The 16,888-nt window shown below is 64.6% G+C and carries 14 protein-coding genes; 2 read left to right on the top strand and 12 right to left on the bottom strand.

The features are described from left to right. Positions 1 to 340: 340 nt before the first annotated feature. Entirely contained in the window at positions 341 to 1,654 is a 1,314-nt protein-coding gene (gene tyrS, locus J7E82_RS11830; RefSeq protein WP_214862808.1) for a tyrosine--tRNA ligase, read from the bottom strand. 71 nt (positions 1,655 to 1,725) lie between these two features. Then, positions 1,726 to 3,954, bottom strand: coding sequence for an AAA family ATPase (locus J7E82_RS11835; protein WP_214862809.1), 2,229 nt, complete (start codon positions 3,952 to 3,954; stop codon positions 1,726 to 1,728). A gap of 159 nt (positions 3,955 to 4,113) precedes the next feature. Here J7E82_RS11835 and J7E82_RS11840 point away from each other — a divergent pair, with 159 nt between their 5' ends. Continuing rightward, positions 4,114 to 4,749, top strand: coding sequence for a GNAT family N-acetyltransferase (locus tag J7E82_RS11840; protein ID WP_214862810.1), 636 nt, complete (start codon positions 4,114 to 4,116; stop codon positions 4,747 to 4,749). A 67-nt stretch (positions 4,750 to 4,816) separates the two neighbouring features. Here the strand turns inward: J7E82_RS11840 and J7E82_RS11845 are convergent, their stop codons facing one another. Further along, complete coding sequence (locus tag J7E82_RS11845) at positions 4,817 to 5,440, bottom strand: DNA-3-methyladenine glycosylase (RefSeq protein ID WP_214862811.1); 624 nt, start codon at positions 5,438 to 5,440, stop codon at positions 4,817 to 4,819. Positions 5,441 to 5,545: 105 nt separating this feature from the next. Between J7E82_RS11845 and J7E82_RS11850 the strand changes: the two genes are divergently transcribed. Beyond that, a complete protein-coding gene (locus J7E82_RS11850; protein ID WP_214862812.1) occupies positions 5,546 to 7,132 on the top strand; it encodes a DNA-3-methyladenine glycosylase 2 family protein in 1,587 nt (528 codons plus the stop codon). A 12-nt stretch (positions 7,133 to 7,144) separates the two neighbouring features. On the opposite strand, the gene J7E82_RS11855 is transcribed toward J7E82_RS11850, so the two are convergent. The 9 genes from J7E82_RS11855 to argC form a co-directional block, all read right to left on the bottom strand. Further along, positions 7,145 to 7,882, bottom strand: coding sequence for a maleylpyruvate isomerase family mycothiol-dependent enzyme (locus J7E82_RS11855; RefSeq protein WP_214862813.1), 738 nt, complete (start codon positions 7,880 to 7,882; stop codon positions 7,145 to 7,147). Between the two features lie 74 nt (positions 7,883 to 7,956). Continuing rightward, positions 7,957 to 9,381, bottom strand: a complete 1,425-nt coding sequence (argH, locus tag J7E82_RS11860; RefSeq protein ID WP_214862814.1) for an argininosuccinate lyase — start codon at positions 9,379 to 9,381, stop codon at positions 7,957 to 7,959. Positions 9,382 to 9,386: 5 nt separating this feature from the next. Further along, entirely contained in the window at positions 9,387 to 10,592 is a 1,206-nt protein-coding gene (locus J7E82_RS11865) for an argininosuccinate synthase (RefSeq protein WP_214862815.1), read from the bottom strand. 96 nt (positions 10,593 to 10,688) lie between these two features. Continuing rightward, the gene (locus J7E82_RS11870; protein WP_214862816.1) at positions 10,689 to 11,225 is read right to left on the bottom strand and encodes an arginine repressor; all 537 of its coding nucleotides are present in this window, start codon (positions 11,223 to 11,225) and stop codon (positions 10,689 to 10,691) included. A 2-nt stretch (positions 11,226 to 11,227) separates the two neighbouring features. Then, positions 11,228 to 12,223 carry an ornithine carbamoyltransferase gene (argF, locus tag J7E82_RS11875; protein WP_214862817.1) on the bottom strand — a complete coding sequence of 332 codons (996 nt, stop codon included), beginning with the start codon at positions 12,221 to 12,223 and terminating at the stop codon, positions 11,228 to 11,230. Continuing rightward, positions 12,220 to 13,509, bottom strand: a complete 1,290-nt coding sequence (locus J7E82_RS11880; protein WP_214862818.1) for an acetylornithine transaminase — start codon at positions 13,507 to 13,509, stop codon at positions 12,220 to 12,222. Before J7E82_RS11880 ends, argF begins: the two co-directional genes overlap by 4 nt. Beyond that, a complete protein-coding gene (argB, locus tag J7E82_RS11885) occupies positions 13,506 to 14,474 on the bottom strand; it encodes an acetylglutamate kinase (protein ID WP_214862819.1) in 969 nt (322 codons plus the stop codon). The genes J7E82_RS11880 and argB overlap by 4 nt, the downstream gene beginning before the upstream one ends. A gap of 30 nt (positions 14,475 to 14,504) precedes the next feature. Continuing rightward, positions 14,505 to 15,671: a bifunctional glutamate N-acetyltransferase/amino-acid acetyltransferase ArgJ gene (argJ, locus tag J7E82_RS11890; protein WP_214862820.1), complete on the bottom strand. Its 1,167-nt coding sequence runs from the start codon at positions 15,669 to 15,671 to the stop codon at positions 14,505 to 14,507. Next, on the bottom strand, positions 15,668 to 16,699 hold the full coding sequence (gene argC, locus J7E82_RS11895) for an N-acetyl-gamma-glutamyl-phosphate reductase (protein WP_214862821.1): 1,032 nt from the start codon (positions 16,697 to 16,699) through the stop codon (positions 15,668 to 15,670). Before argC ends, argJ begins: the two co-directional genes overlap by 4 nt. Positions 16,700 to 16,888 lie beyond the last annotated feature (189 nt).

Consider the following 16,888-nt stretch of genomic DNA (forward strand, 5'->3'; position numbering starts at 1 on the left):
ATTGAGTTCTCAAACAACAGAAGCAATTCGAATACTTACTGAATAAATTGCTTATTCAGCATTTCTTCGCTGCGGTGTTTCAAGCTTATTTCATTCATTTTCACTTTGCAAATCCGGTAAATTCTTCCGAAATTCACAATTGAACCGAATTACTCCAACAAGGCGACAAATAATCCGGATTTCCCGAACTTTTCGTCCTGGCCGGAGTTTCTCGTTTGAAGGGGTTCGTTGCCACTCAGCGGCGGCAACCCAAGAAACACTACACGCTCCCCGATGACCGCGCAAGTCGGTCCTCGGGAAGCGTGTGAAGTGGAGTGTTGGCACCCGGTCAGGGCCTTCGTCAGGACGAAGAAACCTCAACGGTGGCCAGGTGCTTCTTGCCGCGCCGGAGCAGCAGGTACCTGCCATGCAGCAGCTGTGCATGGTCAATTACAACCTCCGGATCCGAGACCTTTACGTTGTTTACGTAAGCCCCACCCTCCCCGATGATGCGTCGGGCAGCAGACTTGCTTTCGGAAAGTCCGGAAGCCACAAGCAGATCTACGATGCCAAGTCCATCCGCGCCTACCTTGGCCGTGGGTAGTTCGGCCGTTGCCGCAGCCAGCGTTCGTTCATCCAGGACTGTGAGATCTCCGTTGCCGAAGACGGCGGCAGATGCCGCAATCACCTTTTCCGTGGCTTCGGTACCATGCACCAGGGCGGTAACTTCGTAGGCGAGCCGGCGCTGGGCTTCCCTGGCGAAGGGACGCTCAGCCACGGACTTGGCGATGTCCTCGATTTCTGCACGGGTAAGGAACGTGAAGACCTTCAGGCGGTCAACGACGTCGGCGTCTGTTGTGTTAAGCCAGAACTGGTAGAACGTGTACGGGCTGCACATCGCTGCGTCCAGCCAGATGGCGTTGCCCTCGCTCTTGCCGAACTTGGTGCCGTCGGAATTGGTGATAAGCGGGGTTCCCAAGGCGTGCACGGACTTGCCCTCGACCTTGCGGATCAGCTCAGTGCCACTAGTGAGGTTGCCCCACTGGTCGGATCCCCCGGTCTGGAGCACGCAGTCGTAAACGCGGTAGAGCTCGAGGTAGTCCATGCCCTGGAGGATCTGGTAGCTGAACTCCGTGTAACTGATGCCTTCGTCGGAATTCAGGCGGGAGGCCACGGCGTCTTTGCGCATCATGGTTCCCACGCGGAAATGCTTACCGATTTCGCGCAGGAAATCGATGGCGCTGAGCGGCGCCGTCCAATCAAGGTTATTGACCATCCGCGCGGCATTGTCGCCCTCGAAGCTGAGGAAGCGCATTACCTGTTCCTGCAGGTAGCCAACCCATTCGGCCACGGTGTCCTTGGTGTTCAAGGTGCGTTCCGCCGTCGGACGGGGATCACCGATCAGTCCGGTGGAGCCGCCGACCAGCCCAAGCGGCTTGTGGCCGGCGAGCTGCAGCCGGCGCATGAGGAGGAGTTGGACCAGGTTACCCAAGTGCAGGGAAGGAGCGGTGGGGTCAAAGCCACAGTAATACGTGATCGGGTCCCCGGCGAGCAGCTTTTCCAGTTCCGTTTCGTCGGTGGAAACATGGATCAGGCCGCGCCATTTGAGCTCCTGCCAGATATTGGCGAAGCCCGGGTCGTTGTGCTGGGACTCAAGGTTATTTACGTGTGACACGGCTTCTAAGTTAGCAGGATTGGCAGGCCCCCATGGCGGCGGACCTGCTGTCCGCCTCCCCGGGGCGTGGATCAGCGTTCAATGCCTGCCGGAACAGGACGTGAAGCGATGAGGCGCAGGCGTTGCGTTGGCCTGGTCATGGCCACGTAAAGGTCACCAACCTTGCCGTGTTCGTGGTTCAGCATTACAGCGGGTTCGAGCACCACGACGCCGTCGAATTCCAGCCCCTTGGCTTCCTGCGGACTGATCACCACGATGTCCTGCGAGTAACTTCCGGCGCCGCTGCCTACTCGGTGGCCATACATACCCCGCAGGGTCGAGGCCGCTTGGGGCAGCAGTTCGCCGTCGGCAATCACGGCCAGCAGTCCGCCGTCGATAGCTTCCAGTTCGTCAGGAACCACCTGCGCGAGCCGCTCGATGATGTCCTCGGCCTCCACCCGGTCGATGACCGGCGACCAGCGGCCCTCGCGGACAGCCTTCGGCGCGGAGACCACAAGGCCGGCACGATTGGCCATCCGGACTGCGGCCTCGGCGATCTGCGACGGCGTCCGATAGTTGACGGTAAGTTCCTCCAGCTGCCAGCGGTCCCCGAAGAGCGGGGACAGCGCACCCTGCCAGGAGTTGGCGCCAGCAGCCGAACTCGTTTGGGCGATGTCCCCCACGATCGTGAACGACTTCAGCGGGCAACGACGGACGAGAAGGCGCCACTGCATGGGCGAAAGCTCCTGGGCCTCATCCACCACGATGTGCCCGAACGCCCAGGTTCGGTCGCTCGTGGCGCGCTCAGCCGCAGTCAGCCGACCTTCCCGCTCCTGGTTCTGTTCGGCAAGCTCTTCCGCCGTCATCAGCACGTCCACGCCGGACGCCTCCATGTTGACCAGCGTCTGGCGGGCATTGGCAAGATCCCTGGCGCGGTCGTGCTCCTGCTGGGCCAGCCCGCGCCCCGCAGCTGCATCCAGCTCGCCAAGCAACTCTGCCGCCTCGTCCAGCAGCGGCACATCGGCCTCGGTCCATGGCGCATCGGCCGGGCGTGCGAGCAAGGCGCGCTGCTCGCGCGTGAGATGCGGGGTGCAGGCCTCAAGGATCGCGGGCTTGCTGAAGAGCTCCGATACGAGTTTCTCCGGCGTCATCGGCATCCAGCAGAGATTCAGCATGATTCGCACGTCACGCGAGGTCCGAACGTCCTCTGCCAGGTAGGAACGGTCGGCGTTGTTGCCGATGTTGGCTTCCTCGACGAGCTCGGTCAGTTGCTCCGTCAGCTCGCGGAGAAGGATCTTGACGAACGTGACGCGCGCCTCGTTGTGTGGCTTCCCGGTGCCTCGTGCCTTTTCGCGGGCGCGGCGGGCCTGGCGTTCCGTCAGCTTCAGCTTGCGGCCGTCCACTTCGAGGATGCGGTCGCCGCCAGGGGTCCGCTGCCGGTTGGCCACTGCATTGGCGACCACCTCGGCCATGTCCAGGCGGCCCTTCAGTGCCGCAACTGCCGGATCCTTTTCCGGCACGGCATGGATTCCGGGCATCAGGCGCCCGAGGCTGGCCATGACCACGCCGGTCTCGCCGAGCGAGGGCAGCACGCGTTCGATGTAGTGCATAAACGATGACGACGGGCCCACGAGCAGCACCCCGGCGGACTTCAGGCGGTCCCGATGGGTGTAGAGCAGGTAGGCGGCACGGTGAAGTGCGACGGCGGTTTTGCCGGTACCGGGACCACCCTGGACCACGAGTGCTCCAGAGATTGACGAGCGGATGATGCGATCCTGCTCGGACTGGATGGTGCCGACGATGTCCGACATCCGGCCGGTGCGCTTGGAGTTCAGGGCGGCGAGGAGGGCGCCCTCCCCCTGAAGTGACTCGCTGCCGGACAGCATTGAGGCGTCAAGGACGTCATCCTCAATGGCCTTGACCTCGCGGCCCTGCAGGATCAGGTGACGACGGCGGCGCACTCCCTGGCGGTCGAAAGCAGTGGCCTGGTAAAAGTGGCCAGCTTCCGGTGCCCGCCAGTCGACCATTAGCCTCTGCAGGTCTGCCGTGGAGAGACCGATGCGGCCGATGTATTGCGCTTCGCCTGAATCAAGGTCAAGCCGACCGAAGACCAGGCGGTCATCGACGGCGTCGAGCTGGGCCAGGCGATCCTCGTACAGTGCCGCAAAAGCGTCACGCTCCGACACATTCTGCATGGTGCCGACCGCGCCGGCACGCCGCACCTGGGCAAGCTGGGCGCGCTTTTCCTCGCGCAATTCGTCCAGGCGTGCGTAAAGTCCAGCAACGTATTCCCGTTCGTGGACCAAATCAGCGTCTTGCATCGAAACGTTCCCCTATCGCAAAAGACAGACCGTCCATTCTACAGCCATTTTGGTTAATCTGTACGAACCCCGGACGGGACTGGCTGTGTAACCCAATGTTCATGTCCGCCTCCCCAACTACCCATTTCCAGCGTCGCATCGTGGTGCTTCAATACTGCAATGCAGCACGATGTTGCCCTTTCAGCACATGGCATACGACTCATTCCCCTGTCCCCGCTTCACGCAGGGATACTCTTCGATTTCGTGGACTCCGGAATGTGGGCGGGGTTGGCAGCGAACCTGCCGCTCAGCGTTGAAGAGCTGGCTTCCCTCTTCGCCGCACGACTTGATGACGCATCAACTATTCCCTTTGCCGTGACGGACCATTTCACAGGCGCATTGCTCGGCACTTCATCGCTGTGCGACTTCGACCTGCGCCAGCAACGCGTCGAAATCGGCGGTACGTTCTATGGCCGCCAGTTCTGGGGCACCCACGTCAACCCGGCCAGCAAGCACTTGCTACTCTCCTATGCTTTCGACGTCCTCGCCGTGCACCGGGTGGCATTCCGCTGCGATGCCACGAATACCCGCAGCGCCGGCGCCATCGCCCGGCTTGGCGCGAGGTACGAGGGAACCCTACGCCGTCATCGCCTCGCACCCGACGGCGGCCGTTCCGATACCGCCGTTTTCTCCATCCTTCGCCATGAATGGCCCGACATCAGGCAGGGGCTGCTGGAGCGTCTCGCGCCGTTTGCCCTTCCCGAGCGCCCCGGCGTCGATTTCGATACAGGGTTGCCGAGCGGACAGGCAGCCTAAAGCAACGCGGGGTCACCTACGGCCCATCCGGGGCGCCCACATGGGCCGTAGGCGACCCCGCGTTGCTTTAAGGGGTGCGGATCCGGGCAGGTCGGTATCGCGAAACCGTGGGATCGCCCGTGAGCCAGTACCGCCAGGGGTAGGCCTCGCTCCCGCCCTCCCCGGCAACGCCCACCCGCGGACCGCTGCTGATGTCGGGAGGATCCCCATGATAGTTCGGAAGCACGAGACCGTAAGGCATCACGAGGGCATCCCGGCCACTGTCCGCCGTCGTGAATCCCATGACAGCGGCGAGCCGGCCGGGACCGCTGGCCAGATCCTTGGCTGCCTTGGAGGACGCACGGCGCGACCGTGCGAGGTCCCGACCCTCCACCACTTCTCCAGCACGCAGCAGGACAGCCGAGGCGGTACCGTCAGGGCCAGTGACGAGGTTGGCGCAATGGTGCATCCCGTAGGTGAAGTAGACGTAGAGGTGTCCGGCGGGCCCGAACATGGGCGCGTTGCGTGCCGTTCGTCCTCGGTAGGCGTGGGAGCCGGGGTCCACTTGGCCAAAGTACGCCTCTACTTCCGTCAACCGGACCGCCACAGTTCCTTCCGGGCTGTGATGACTGAGCACAGCACCGAGGAGCAGCTTGGCGGCGTCTCGGGGATCCACCGCCAGCAACTCCCGAATTCCACGGCCCGACGTCATGCTCAGACCCTAGCAAAGGGCGTGTCCGCAAAGGCGTGTCCGGGATCCCAGCGGCATGTCCGATTTCCGCTAGCAACGGTGGACGTGGCCTGAGACCATGAAGCAATGGACTTTTGGGAGCGCTACCGTGCGATTGATGGGCGTGATCCTCGCTTTGACGGCCAGTTCGTCACGGCGGTGCGTTCCACGGGCATCTACTGCAGGCCTTCCTGTCCTGCCCGCACGCCCAAGGCTTCGAACGTGACCTTCTATGAGACGTCCGCAGCAGCTCATGAGGCGGGCTACCGTGCCTGCAAGAGGTGCCTGCCGGAGGCCGTCCCCGGCACCCCCGCCTGGAACGTCAGGTCCGACGTCGCCGGCCGCGCCATGCGCCTCATCAACGACGGCGTTATCAACCGTGAAGGCGTGGACGGACTCGCCTTGCGGCTCGGTTACTCAACCAGGCACCTCAACCGGATCCTGGGCACCGAACTTGGCGCCGGTCCCTTGGCGCTGGCGCGGGCAAGCCGCGCCCAGACGGCGCGGACGCTGCTGGTCTCGACATCCATGAAGCTTGCCGACGTCGCCTTCGCGGCCGGCTTCAACAGCGTCCGACAGTTCAACGACACCATCACGGAAGTCTTTGCCCTGACGCCGAGTGCACTCAGGGCCACGGCTGCGGCCAGGGCTTCCGCTCCCGCCAAAGTCGCGACGGATCACCACGTCCGGAAAGGTAGCGGCACGTCCCTTCGCCTGAACCTGCCCTATCGCAAACCCTACGATCCCGGCATCTTCAGCTTTCTTGCTGCCCGCGCGATTCCCGGCGTCGAGGCGGCCACAGCCAACAGCTATTCGCGAATGATCCACCTGCCCCGCAGCACTGCAGCCTTCACCGTCTCGTACGGCTCACCTGGAAACGGCTCAGAGGGAATCGGCTCAGACGGAAATGGTTCCGTCGGGAATTTGGCTCTCCGGGTGGATACGCTCGACCTCCGCGACCTGCCCGTGTTGCTGAGCCGCGTGCGTCGCCTCTTCGATCTCGACGCCGATCCAGTTGCCATCGACGACGTCCTGCGCCGGGATCCACGGCTTGAGCAAGCAGTCATGGCTGTTCCGGGGATACGGGTTCCAGGCGCCATCGATCCCCAGGAGTTGCTCGTACGGGCCATGATTGGGCAGCAGATTACGGTTTCAGCCGCACGGACAGCGCTTGGCAGGCTCTGTGCTGCTGGAACTGCCCTCGAGCCGGCACAGGGGGTCCAGGATCAGCAGTCCGGATCCATCGAGCGCCTGTTCCCGACGGCGGCGCAAATCGCCGCATCCGGTGCCGGACTGCTCAACGGGCCGCGGCGCAGGATCGAGTCCCTTTTTGGTGCCGCCCGGGCGATGGCAGCAGGCGGACTGGACTTCGGCTACGGCGACGACCTGCCAGGGCTCAGGTCCAAGCTGTTGCCGCTGCCCGGCGTTGGGCCGTGGACAGTGGGATACGTTGCCATGAGGGTTATCGCCGCCCCGGACATCTTCCTGGATAACGACGCAGCGGTCCGCAACGGCGTGCGGAGGCTCGTGGAGGAATCAGCCGATACTGCCGTAGGGCCGACAGGATCCTCAGAAGCGAGATCACAGGACTTTAGGGAGGTGAGCCCGTGGCGCTCTTACGCCACCATGCACCTCTGGCGGGCCGCCGCGGCGAAGGCTGCCGGAGCAATTTAGCTACCGGAGTAATTAGCTGGCAGTGGGTATCACGGAAGGCCAGGGCAGGAGCTCAGGCAGGTCGACGTCGTCGGCCGCCTCGGATGCGCGAAGGCTTCCGAGACTGGGTGTTCGGCCTGCCAGCCAGGCGGCGATGTCAGTCAGCATGCCGCTGATCACGATCGACTTGGCGCCCGAGCCGATAGACACGGCCGGGAGGCCAAGCGGCTGCAGGACGAATCTGTACTCGTCCGGAACCCGGGCGGCCAGGAACTCAAAGAGATGCTCACAGAAACGCCTGCTCCACGTTTCCGGTCCGCGGCCCATTCCAAGATCTGAAGCATGGATAACCAGTTCCCGCCACAGGGCCAGCCCGCCGTCGAAAACTGCTCCCCCGCGGTAGGCAATGGGCGCCTGCCAGCCGGAGTCGTCCAAGCGGTCGAAGGCAGCAAGGGCACGCGAGGTTGCTTCGCGGATGGCGGACACGTGCTCAGCCGCGCTGTGGCCGGCGGCGAGCTCAATCGCCTTCGTCCGGCCCTCAAAGCCGCCGTCGTACAACTCAACGGTTTCGCCGCGTTGTGCATATTCAAGCTGCCGCGCCATCGCATTGGAGATGCCGACTAGATGCGCCAGGACATGCCCACGGGTCCAGCCGGGGAGTTCCGACGGCATCGTGACGTCCGGCTCGGTGAGCTTGGCAGCCAGGCTCCCCACCGCGACAGCTGCATCCTTGATATCGGCCAGGAGTTGATCGGGCGAGATATGCGTCATGGGGCCATCGTAACGTGCAGCAAGTTGCCGCTTCGCGGCAATGTTCGGGAGGAACACTGCCGCGAAGATCCCCCCTAGCCGGCGTAGGAGCGCACTTCTGCCAGTTCGGCCTGCAGGGCCGTCAGCTGGCGTTCGACGGCGGCCGGAGCCGTACCGCCCTGGGAGTTACGGCTGTTGAGCGAACCCTCCGTGGAAAGCACGCTGCGGACCTCGGGTGTCAGATGCTCCGAGATAGAGGCATATTCCTCATCCGTCAGGTCCCACAGCTCCGCTCCACGCGCCTCGGCCTGCTTCACCGCGGCCCCGGAGAGTTCGTGTGCCTCACGGAACGGAACGCCCTGGCGGACCAGCCATTCGGCGATGTCCGTGGCCAGCGCGAAACCCTGTGGCGCTAGCGATTCCATCCGCTCGATGTTGAACTTCAGGGTGGCGATCATGCCTGACACGGCCGGGAGCAGCAACTCCAGGGTGTCGGCGGCGTCGAACACCGGCTCCTTGTCCTCCTGGAGGTCCCTGTTGTAGGCGAGCGGCAGGCCCTTCAGCGTGGCCAGCAGCCCGGTCAGGTTGCCGATCAGCCGGCCGGCCTTCCCGCGAGCGAGCTCGGCCACGTCCGGGTTTTTCTTCTGCGGCATGATGGACGATCCCGTGGAATACGAATCGTCCAGCGTGACGAAAGAGAACTCCTTCGTGGCCCAGAAGATGACTTCCTCGGAAATGCGGGACAGGTCCACGCCGATCATGGAGCACACCCAGGCGAACTCGGCGAAGACGTCGCGGGAAGCGGTGCCGTCGATCGAGTTGTGTACCGCTGAGTAGAAACCCAGGTCCGCGGCAACCGCTTCAGGGTCCAGTCCCAAGGATGAACCGGCCAGCGCTCCCGAGCCGTAGGGTGACACTCCCGCACGCTTGTCCCAGTCCTGGAGCCGCTGCACATCTCGCAGCAGCGCCCAGGCATGGGCCAGCAGGTGGTGGCTCAGCAGCACCGGCTGGGCATGCTGCAGGTGCGTACGGCCTGGCATGGCAACGCCGTGGTGCACCCTGGCCTGCTCCACGAGGGCGTCGACGGTAGCCAGGACACCGCGGGCAATGATCCGCGCGTGGTCGCGCAGGAACATGCGCCCGAGGGTGGCTACCTGGTCATTGCGGGAACGCCCGGCACGGAGCTTGCCGCCCAATTGGGCACCAGCCCGTTCGATGAGGCCGCGTTCAAGGGAACCGTGCACATCCTCATCGCTCTCGGCTGGCAGGTAGGCGCCGCTGGCGACGTCCTCATCCAGCTTGCTGAGGGCCTTCAGCATTCCGTCGAGCTCAGCGTCATCCAGTAGCCCGGCCTTGTGCAGGACTCGGGCGTGCGCCTTGGACCCGGCGATGTCGTAGCGTGCCAGCCGCCAGTCGAAGTGCGTGGACTTGCTCAGTGCTGCCAGGGCGTCTGCAGGGCCGCCGGCAAAGCGACCGCCCCACAGGGCACCTACATTCGTCCCCGAACTTTGCTCAACCACCGGGGCTACTTTCCCGCAACCCGCAGGTCGCGGCCTGAGGCGACCTTCGAGGACATGCCCCAAAGCTCGATGAAGCCACGGGCCATCGACTGGTCGAACGTGTCGCCGGTGTCGTACGTGGCGAGCTCGAAGTCGTAGAGCGAGGTCTCGGAGCGGCGGCCGTTGACAATGGCCTGGCCACCGTGGAGGACCATGCGGATGTCGCCGGAAACATAGCGCTGGGTGTCCTCGATGAAGGCGTCCAGGGAGCGCTTCAGCGGGGAGAACCACTGGCCGTCGTACACGAGTTCGGACCAGCGCTGGCCGACGGTTGCCTTGAAGCGGGCCTGCTCGCGTTCGATGGTGACGTCCTCGAGGTGCTTGTGCGCGGTGATGAGTGCCATGGCGCCCGGGGCTTCGTAGATCTCGCGGGACTTGATGCCCACGAGGCGGTCCTCGACGACGTCGATGCGGCCGACGCCCTGGGCACCGGCACGGCGGTTCAGTTCCTGGATGACCTGCAGCGGGGTGTGCTTCACGCCGTCGATAGCAACTGGAACGCCGGCTTCGAACGTGATGACGACCTCGTCCGGGGCGGGCGGGAATTCCGGCGTTGCCGTGTAGTCGTAGATGTCCTTGGTGGGGGCGTTCCAGATGTCCTCGAGGTAGCCGGTTTCGACGGCGCGTCCCCAGACGTTCTGGTCGATCGAGTACGGGTTCTTCTTCGTGGTCTCGATCGGCAGTCCCTTTTCCTCGGCGAAGGCGATGGCCTTGTCGCGGGTCAGGGCCAGGTCGCGGACCGGGGCGATGCACTTCAGGTCCGGGCCCAGGGTCTGGATTCCCACCTCGAAGCGGACCTGGTCGTTGCCCTTGCCCGTGCAGCCGTGGGCAACGGTGGTGGCGCCGAATTCACGGGCAGCCTTGACCAGGTGCTTCACGATCACCGGGCGGGAAATGGCGGAAACCAGCGGGTAGTGGCCCTGGTACAGCGCGTTCGCTTTCAGGGTCGGGACGCAGTATTCGTTGGCGAACTCGTCACGGGCGTCGGCAACGTAGGCCTCGACGGCGCCGCAACCCAGGGCGCGCTGGCGAATGGTCTCCAGCGACTCGCCGCCCTGTCCGACGTCGACGGCCACGGCGATAACTTCGGCGCCGGTGGCTTCACCGATCCAGCCGATGGCTACGGAAGTATCAAGGCCACCGGAGTAGGCCAGAACAATGCGCTCAGTCACGAGAGGGCTCCTTTGTTGTTTCTTGGATCTTGTTGATTATCAATGCTTGGCGGGCACTATGCCCCGCACGAGCTGCCTGGGGCGCTGTTCGCTGCCCTAAGCGCCTGCGCCGGCCTCTTCGGCGAATCGGAGGAACCGCGCAGCAAGCTCCGCGCCCCCGTCAGGCTCCCGGGCAACGAGCAACACCGTGTCGTCTCCGGCGATGGTGCCAATAACGCTCGGCATCACCGAATGGTCGATCGCCAGGGCCAGGAAGTTCGCGGCTCCCGGCGGGGTCCTGAGAACGGCGAGGTTCCCGGATGCTTCAGCCGTCACGAGGAGTTCCCCGCACAGCCTGGTCAGCCGGGCGTCAAGGATCTCCTGGGTGACACCACTTTTCGCGGCACGCTCCCCTCCCTCACCCGGCACGGCATAGACCAGGGCGCCGTCCTTGCCCCTCACCCGGACCGCTCCCAGTTCAACCAGGTCGCGGGACAGCGTCGCCTGGGTGACCTGGACGCCGTCGTCCGCGAGCAAGGCAGCCAGTTCCGCCTGCGAACGGACCGATTCACCCGTCAGGATGGCGGTGATCCGGGCCTGGCGGGCTGTCTTGGTGGCCGGGCTCACGCCCGGAGTGGACGGCTGGGCTGACACAGCTACACGCGCTCCGCAACCGGCTGCAGCCCGTCGACTGCGGCGAGTCCGGACTGGTGCATCAGCCAGGCCATGAGTGCCTTCTGGGCGTGGAGGCGGTTCTCGGCCTCGTCCCACACAATGGACTGCGGGCCGTCGATAACGCCGGCCGAAATCTCATAGCCGCGGTACGCGGGCAGGCAATGCAAAACGACGGCGTCGCCCGCGGCCAGGGCCATGGCGGACTCGTCCACGGAGTACTCGCGGAAGAGCTGCAGGCGGGCTTCCTTCTCGGCTTCCTGGCCCATGGAAACCCACGTATCGGTGGCGACGACGTCCGCCCCCTCGAGGGCGGCATTCGCGTCAGTGGTGATCAGGACCGAACCCCCGGTCTCGGCGGCCCGTTCCTCGGCTGCCGCAACGATGTCCCCGGCCGGGAGGTAGCCCTCGGGTCCGGCAATGCGCACATGCATGCCAGCTGTGACACCGGCCAGGAGATAGGAGTTGGCCATGTTGTTGGCGGCGTCACCGAGGTAGCTCATGGTGACGCCCTTGAGCTCGCCCTTGTGTTCCTTGACGGTGAGCAGGTCGGCGAGGAGCTGGCACGGGTGGTAGTCATCGCACAGGGCGTTGATCACGGGGACCCGGGAGTTCTCGGCCATGGCCACGAGCCCCGAATGCGCGGACGTGCGCCACACGATGGTGGAAACCATGCGCTCAAGCACCTTGGCGGTGTCCTCAACGGATTCCTTGTGGCCGATCTGCGCTTCCCCCGGGTTGATGATGAGCGCGTTGCCGCCCATGTCCGCCACCCCGGTGGCGAAGGAAACCCGGGTGCGGGTGGAGGTCTTGTCGAAGATGACGGCCACGGTCTTGCGGCCGCTGCCGTCCGCAGCGAACGGCTGGACGCTGTACGGGGCCGCCTTCATGCGGACGGCCAGCTCCAGGACCTCGGCCTGTTCGGCCGGGGTGAGGTCCGTGTCCTTCAGGAAGTGGCGGATTGTTGCGGAACTGCTCACTGTGCGTCCTTAGCGGTCTGGGCTGTGGCACTTTGAATAATGGCAGGGAGGGCCGCCACGAAACGGTCTGCCTGCTCGGTGGTCAGGATGAGCGGCGGGGCGAGGCGGATGGTTCGGGGTCCAGGGCTGTTGATGATGAATCCGGCGTCGAGCCCGGCAGTAACCATGGCCGGAGCGATCTCGCCCTCAAGGTCGAAGCCGATCAGGAGGCCCTCGCCGCGGACCTCGGTGACGCCGTCGACGTCGGCCAGCCGGTTCCGCAGGTAATCGCCAACGGTGCGGACGTTGTCCAGGATCCCCTGGCTTTCGACGGCGTGCAGGGTTGCCAGTGCCGCAGCCGTGGCCACGGGGTTCCCGCCGAACGTGGTGCCATGCTGCCCGGCGGACAGCATGGCGGACGTCGCCTCGCCGAACGTGATCAGGGCGCCCACAGGGAAACCGCCGCCGAGGCCCTTGGCGAGCGTCACGGCGTCGGGCACAATGCCGGCGTCCTCGCTGGCCAGCCACTTGCCGGTGCGGCCAATGCCCGTCTGCACCTCGTCGAGGATGAGCAGGGCGCCCGCGGCCGTGGTGGCCTCGCGTGCCGCCTTGAGGTAATCGGCGGGCAGCGGCCGGACGCCCGCTTCTCCTTGGATGGGCTCCAAGAAGACTGCCGAGGTGGTGTCGTCGACGGCGGCGCGGAGGGCGTCGATGTCGCCGAACGGAATGTGGACCACACCGCCGGGAAGGGGCTCGAACGGTGTCCGATAGGCCTCCTTGGCCGTCAATGCCAGGGCGCCCATGGTGCGGCCGTGGAAGGCGCCCTCGAGGGCAATGATCTTGGTGCGCGGCTTGCCGCTTGCTCCAGCCGGATTCCGACGGGCGAGCTTGAAGGCCGCCTCATTGGCCTCCGTGCCGGAATTGGCGAAGAACACCTTGGACCCGGCCGGGGCCTTGGCGATGACCAGGAGCCGTTCGGCGAGCGCGATCTGGGTGGGGCTCGTGAAGAAGTTCGAGACGTGTCCCAGGGTGGCCAGCTGGCTGGAAATGACCGACGTCACGAACGGGTGGGCATGGCCCAGCGCGTTAACGGCGATGCCGCCCAGCAGGTCGAGGTATTCCTTGCCGTCGGCATCCCAGACGAGGCAGCCGGCACCGCGCACGAGGACGCGTTGTGGAGTACCGAAGACGCCCATGAGGGACGAAGAGTAGCGGGCCAGCCATTCGGAACCGGCGTGGCCCTGGGTTTCAACGAGCTCGCCAACCGGAGACTGATCGACCGCCGGGGATTTCTCAATCGTGTTCATGCCTTCGCTTCCTCGTCAGGGACGACCTCGTCGGGGACAACCTGGGTGCCGATTCCCGCCGTCGTGAATGTTTCCAGGAGCATCGAGTGTGGCAGCCTGCCGTCCACGATGTGCGCGCGTTCAACGCCCTCATCGATAGCCTTCAGGCATGCCGCCATCTTCGGAATCATGCCCGATTCAAGGTTCGGCAGCATGTCCCGGAGTTCGGAGGCCGTTAGGGAGGAGATGAGCGAGGATTTGTCAGGCCAGTTGGCGTACAACCCCTCGACATCCGTGAGGATCACCAGTTTCGAGGCGCCCAGCGCGGCGGCCAGGGCCGCTGCCGCGGTGTCCGCGTTGACGTTCAACACCTGGCCCGTCGTCTGCGCCCGTTGGGTGCCCGCACCGCCGTCGCCCGCGATTTCCGGGGCCACGGTGGAGATCACCGGAATGCGTCCGGCATCCAGGATGTCAACAATCCCGGCAGGATTGACGCCGACAACCTCGCCGACCAATCCTAGGTCAACCTCTTCGCCATCCACGACTGTCCCTGTTCGAACGGCACGCAGCAGGCCGCCGTCTTCGCCGGACATCCCCACCGCATACGGCCCATGCGAGTTGATGAGCCCGACGAGTTCACGACCCACCTGCCCGGTGAGGACCATGCGGACCACGTCCATGGCCTCGGGGGTGGTCACGCGCAGGCCGCCCTTGAACTCGGATTCAATGCCAAGGCGTCCCAGCATGGAGTTGATCTGCGGACCTCCGCCGTGAACCACCACCGGGTGGATCCCCACATGATGGAGGAACACGATGTCTTCGGCGAAGGCTCGGCGGAGTTCCTCATTGACCATGGCGTTGCCGCCGTACTTGATCACCATGGTGGTCCCGGCAAAGCGCTGGATCCACGGCAGGGCCTCGATGAGGGTGGCCGCCTTGTCCTGGGCGTCGGTCATCGACGTCGTTTCACGCGTCTGGGTGTTCATGCTGCTGTCTCCCGGATAACGGCGAAGTGCCTAGCTCGAGTAGGCGCTGTTCTCATGCACGTAGTCGTGCGTGAGGTCATTGGTCCAGATGGTCGCTTCGGCTTCGCCGGCCTTCAGGTCGATCTCGACGATCACTTCCCGTGGCTTAAGGTCGACCAGGCTGCGGTCCTCGCCAATGCCCCCGTCCCGGCAGATCTGCACGCCATTCATGGAGACCGCAAGCTGATCGGGTTCAAACACGGCATCCGTGGTGCCCACGGCCGACAGCACCCGGCCCCAGTTCGGATCGTTGCCGAAAACAGCTGCCTTGAACAGGTTGGACCGGGCGACAGCGCGGCTGACGACTTCCGCATCCTTCTCGCTTGCGGCGTTGAACGTCCGTATAGCGATGTCGTGGCTGGCACCCTCGGCATCACCAATGAGTTTGCGGGCGAGCTCGGCGCATACATGAGTGACGCCCTCTCCCAGGGCCTCGGCGGACGGTACGGCGCCTGAAGCCCCGGAGGCGAGCAGCACCACAGTATCGTTCGTGGACATGCAACCGTCCGAATCGGTCCGGTCGAAGGTAATCCGGGCGGCGTCGCGGAGGACGACGTCCAGCAGTTCTGCCTCAACTTCGGCATCAGTGGTGAGGACCACCAGCATGGTGGCAAGTCCTGGCGCAAGCATCCCGGCGCCTTTGGCAATGCCCCCCACGGTGAAGACCGTGCCGTCGGCGTCCTCGCCGATGAAGACCGCCTGCTTTGCAACGGTGTCTGTGGTCATGATCGCGGTAGCCGCGGCAAGCCCGCCGTCGTCCGACAGTTCAGCGGCGGCAGCGTCGACGCCAGGGAGGAGTTTGTCCATGGGCATCTGCTCCCCGATGAGCCCGGTGGAACAGACCACGACGTCGGACGCCGAGATTCCGAGGACACTAGCAACCTTCTCCGCCGTAGCATGGGTGTTCTGGAACCCCTGCGGGCCCGTGCAGGCGTTGGCGCCGCCCGAGTTCAGGACGACGGCGTCCACCCGGCCGTCCGAAACGACTTGGCGGGACCAATGAACGGGGGCTGCCGCAACACGGTTGGACGTGAAGACGGCGGCGGCTGCCTTAAGCGGGCCGTCGTTGACAACGAGGGCGAGGTCGGGATTTCCGGAGGCCTTGATTCCTGCTTTGACTCCGGAGGCCCGGAATCCATGGGGGGCGGTGATTGTCACGGGGCTACTCCCTGGAGGTTCAGGCCGGCGGTTTCATCCAGGCCGAGGGCAATGTTCATGGACTGCACGGCGCCGCCGGCGGTTCCCTTGGTGAGGTTATCGAGGGCGCAAGTGATTATGACGCGGCCGGCGTGCTCGTCGAAGGCCAACTGCATGACGGCATGGTTGGAACCCTGAACCGACTTTGTGGTGGGCCATTGGCCTTCGGGAAGAAGGTGGACAAAGGGCTCGTCGTCGTAGGCTTCGGCCCAGGCCCGCCGCAGTTCAGCTGCCGTGACTGCATGGCCTACCTTCGCGGTGGCCGTGGTGAGGATGCCGCGGCCCATAGGAGCAAGCGTCGGAGTGAAAGATACAGTGACAGGCTCGCCGGCCGCACCGGACAATCCCTGCTCGATCTCCGGGGTGTGGCGGTGGAGACCACCCACGCCGTAAGGGCTCATTGAGCCCATGACCTCGGAGCCGATGAGGTTGACCTTTGCAGCCTTGCCGGCACCTGAGGTACCGGAGGCGGAGACGATGACGACGTCGTCCGGCAGCAGGAGGTTCGCGGTAAACCCTGGCGTGAGGGCGAGCAGGGCCGACGTCGGGTAGCAGCCGGGGACAGCGATCCGCTTCGCCCCCTTGAGGGCGTCGCGCTGGCCAGGAAGTTCCGGCAGCCCATAAGGCCAGCTGCCGGCGTGCGGCGAGCCGTAGAACTTCTCCCATGCTGCGGCGTCGGTAAGGCGGTGGTCGGCACCGGCGTCGACAACCAGTGTGCCTTCGGGCAACTGGGCGGCAATCTCTGCTGAGGCGCCGTGCGGGAGTGCCAGGAACACGACGTCGTGGCCGCTGAGGTTCTCCACGGTTGTGTCCTCCAGAATGCGGCTGGACAAACCATGGAGATGCGGCTGCAACTCGCCTAGTCTTGAACCGGCGTTGCTATGAGCTGTGATGGCACCGATGGTGACGTTCGGATGGCTGGCCAGAAGGCGCAGCACTTCACCTCCGGCATAACCGCTGGCACCGGAGACCGCAACAGAAATAGTCATGGCATGAACTATACAGCAACTTTATTCACTCTTGCTGATATTTATGCATGTCATTTTCGATGATTTTCCAGATCCGGGAAGGCAGCCTCTTGCTATCCGGCGGGAAATGTGGGTCAGCCGGCACCCCTTATGCTGGGTAGAGGGTGATCTTGACCGTGCAGTCCGAACGTCGGCTGTAGCGTTGCCCGT

This window comes from Arthrobacter sp. ISL-30 (genome assembly GCF_018613855.1).
In the GTDB taxonomy this organism is placed as follows: domain Bacteria; phylum Actinomycetota; class Actinomycetes; order Actinomycetales; family Micrococcaceae; genus Arthrobacter.